4 protein-coding genes are annotated in these 2,928 nt (G+C 71.5%); 2 read left to right on the top strand and 2 right to left on the bottom strand.

Features of this window, described 5'->3' with window-relative positions:
* Positions 1-817 (bottom strand): adenosylhomocysteinase (locus tag JWR86_RS10420; protein WP_299564681.1); only part of this gene is annotated, 817 nt, incomplete at its 3' end.
* An 88-nt stretch (positions 818-905) separates the two neighbouring features.
* Between JWR86_RS10420 and bla the strand changes: the two genes are divergently transcribed.
* The gene (gene bla, locus JWR86_RS10415; RefSeq protein ID WP_299564678.1) at positions 906-1,826 is read left to right on the top strand and encodes a class A beta-lactamase; all 921 of its coding nucleotides are present in this window, start codon (positions 906-908) and stop codon (positions 1,824-1,826) included.
* 17 nt (positions 1,827-1,843) lie between these two features.
* Complete coding sequence (locus JWR86_RS10410; RefSeq protein WP_299564675.1) at positions 1,844-2,530, top strand: gamma-glutamylcyclotransferase; 687 nt, start codon at positions 1,844-1,846, stop codon at positions 2,528-2,530.
* On the opposite strand, the gene JWR86_RS10405 is transcribed toward JWR86_RS10410, so the two are convergent.
* On the bottom strand, positions 2,531-2,928 hold a 398-nt coding region (locus JWR86_RS10405), incomplete at its 5' end, for a UbiA family prenyltransferase (protein ID WP_299564671.1).

The raw sequence follows: 2,928 nt of genomic DNA, 5'->3' as shown, positions 1-2,928 counted from the left end.
CCTTGCCGACGTCGCCGAAGCCCGCGACCATGGCGACCTTGCCGGCCATCATCACGTCGGTGCCGCGGCGGATGCCGTCGACCAGCGACTCGCGGCAGCCGTAGAGGTTGTCGAACTTCGACTTGGTCACGGCGTCGTTGACGTTGATCGCCGGGAAGAGGAGCTTGCCCTCCTTCTCCATGATGTAGAGCCGGTGCACGCCCGTCGTGGTCTCCTCGGAGACGCCCTTGATCGAGGCGGCGAGTTCGCCGAACCAGCCCTTGGGCTTCTCGCCGAGGGTCTTCTTCAGCAGCGCGAACAGGATTTCCTCCTCCTCGCTCTCCGGCTTGTCGAGAAAGGCGGTGTCGCCGCCCTCGGCCCGGACGCCGAGATGGACGAACAGGGTGGCGTCGCCGCCGTCGTCGAGGATCATGTTCGGCATGCCGCCGTCACTCCACTCGAACAGCTTGCGGGTGTAATCCCAGTACTCGGTCAGGGACTCGCCCTTGACGGCAAAGACCGGGATGCCGGCCTGCGCGATGGCCGCGGCGGCGTGGTCCTGAGTCGAGTAGATGTTGCAGGACACCCAGCGGATGTCGGCGCCCAAGGCGGCCAGCGTCTCGATGAGCACGCCCGTCTGGATGGTCATGTGCAGCGAGCCGGCGATGCGGGCGCCCTTGAGCGGCTGAGCCGGCCCATATTCCTCGCGCACCGACATCAGGCCCGGCATCTCGGTCTCGGCGATCGAGAGTTCCTTCCGGCCCCAGCCCGCGAGCCCGATATCGGCCACGATGTAGTCGCCCTTCGGCGGCTCGACCTTCCTCAACGGCTGCGACATGACCGGTTCTCCGCTCGACGATGTTCGTGATGCCCTCGCCTATAGCAGGGCCCGGTTCCGCAGGCAATCAACATATAAGGATGTCTTTATGTCAGTTGCCGCGATCACCCGGAATGATCTCGCCCCGAGCCGCCGCGCCGTTCTGGCCGGTTTGGCGGCCGCCCCAGCCCTGACGGCCCTGACGGCCGCCCCCGCCCTGGCGGACGAGCCCGGGGCGGTCCCCCGCCTCGCCGCGCTCGAAGCCCGAACAGGCGGCCGCATCGGCGCCGCCCTGCTGGACACGGCGACGGGCCGGGCCGTCCGCCACCGGGCGGACGAGCGCTTCCCCCTGTGCAGCACATTCAAGCTCCTGGCCGCGTCCCTGATGCTGCACCGGGCCGACGCCGGAGCGGAGCGGCTGGACAGGCGCATCGCGTTCGGGCCGGACCAGATCGTCCCCTATTCGCCGGTCACCGAGCGGCGCACCGGCCCCGGCGGCATGACGGTCGCCGAGGTCTGCCACGCCGCGGTCACCACCAGCGACAACACGGCCGGAAACCTGATGCTGGCGAGCTTCGGCGGGCCGCCGGAGCTGACCCGCTTCATGCGGGGCCTGGGCGACGCGACGACCCGCCTCGACCGTGTCGAGCCCGAGCTCAACGACGTCCCGGCGGGGGACGAGCGGGACACGACGGCGCCCGGCGCCATGCTGGCCGCCATGCGCCGGCTTCTGGTGGACGATGCGCTGTCGGGGCCGTCGCGGGCTCTCCTGCAGGATTGGCTCGTCGCCAGTGTCACGGGGGACGCCCGCATTCGGGCGGGGGCGCCGGGCGGGTGGCGGATCGGCGACAAGACGGGCACCGGGCTGCGCGGAGCGGCCAGCGACGTCGCCATTCTGTGGCCGAAGCCCGGCCGCCCGCCCCTGCTGCTCGCCGTCTATCTCGACGGATCGAGCCAGCCGACCTCCGGGCTGAACGCCGCCATCCGGGACGCGGCCCGGATCATGATAGAGGCGGTCGGGGCGGCCTGAGCCCCGGGGGAGCGCGGATGAGCGATGCCGGGGCCGGGAAGCGCCGCGAGCCGTTTGTGATCACCCGAGAGCGGCTGCTCGACGGGCGGCATCTGGATGCGCTGCGGGCCCGCGCGACCCCAGATTTCACCGTCCGGTCCGACGAGGAGCTGGCCGCCTCGCTCGAGGCCGCCCTTGCCGAGCACCGACCGGGCGAGGACGCGTGGGTGTTCGGTTACGGGTCCCTGATGTGGAACCCGGCCTTTCTGCACGAGGAGCACCGGCTCGGCACCGTCCGGGGCTGGCACCGCAGCTTCTGCCTGCGCATGACGCGCGGCCGCGGCACCCCCGATTGTCCCGGCCTGATGCTGGCCCTCGACCGCGGCGGCCTCTGCCGGGGCATGGGCTTTCGCATCGCCGCCGAGCGGGTCCGCGAGGAGCTGCTTCTGGTGTGGCGGCGGGAGATGCTCTCGGGCGCCTATCTGGCCCGCTGGGTGCAGGTCGAGACGGAGGCGGGCCGCGTCCGGGCCGTGACCTTCGTGGCGAACCGGGCCCACCCGCGCTACCTCGGACGGCTGGCGGACGAGGCGACGGCCGAGCGGATCAGGATCGCGGCCGGCGAACTCGGCACCTGCCGCGACTATTTCGACCGGACCGTGACGGCCCTCGACGCCTTTGGCATCCGGGACGCGGCGCTGAGCCGGATCGGCCGGCTGCTCGCCTGATCAGCGCGTGAGCGCATCCGCGATCAGACCCAGGAACAGCAGCGCGCCCGCGTCCCGGTTCGAGCGGAACAGCATCAGGCAGACCGCCGGGCGGTCCGGATCGAGCCGGGCCACCTGCCAGACGAGATGAGCCGCAAAGGCGAGCAGCCCGAGCCAGCTCGGCCAGGCCGCTTCGGCCCCGGCCAGGGCGGCCCCGGTGAGCAGAACGGCAAGCCCGTAGAGGAGCGCCACCATCCGGCGCGAATGCCGCCCGAAGGTCCGCGACGTGGACCGCACACCGATCACGGCGTCGTCGCGCTGATCCTGGTGGCCGTAGACGGTGTCGTAGCCGACCACCCAGGCGATGGAGCCGAGATAGAGCGCGACGGCCGGCCAGGCCAGGCCGCCGAACAGGGCCG

Origin of the sequence: Enterovirga sp. (assembly GCF_028290205.1) — a bacterium.
Lineage (GTDB): Bacteria > Pseudomonadota > Alphaproteobacteria > Rhizobiales > Beijerinckiaceae > Enterovirga.
Note: the sequence above shows the minus strand (reverse complement) of the source record. Positions and strands in the feature narration are given on the sequence as shown.

What these genes read in the sequence shown, in the direction of transcription:
- bla (WP_299564678.1), top strand. Translation starts at nt 906, where the DNA reads ATGTCAGTTGCCGCGATCACCCGGAATGATCTCGCCCCGAGCCGCCGC.
- JWR86_RS10410 (WP_299564675.1), top strand. Translation starts at nt 1,844, where the DNA reads ATGAGCGATGCCGGGGCCGGGAAGCGCCGCGAGCCGTTTGTGATCACC.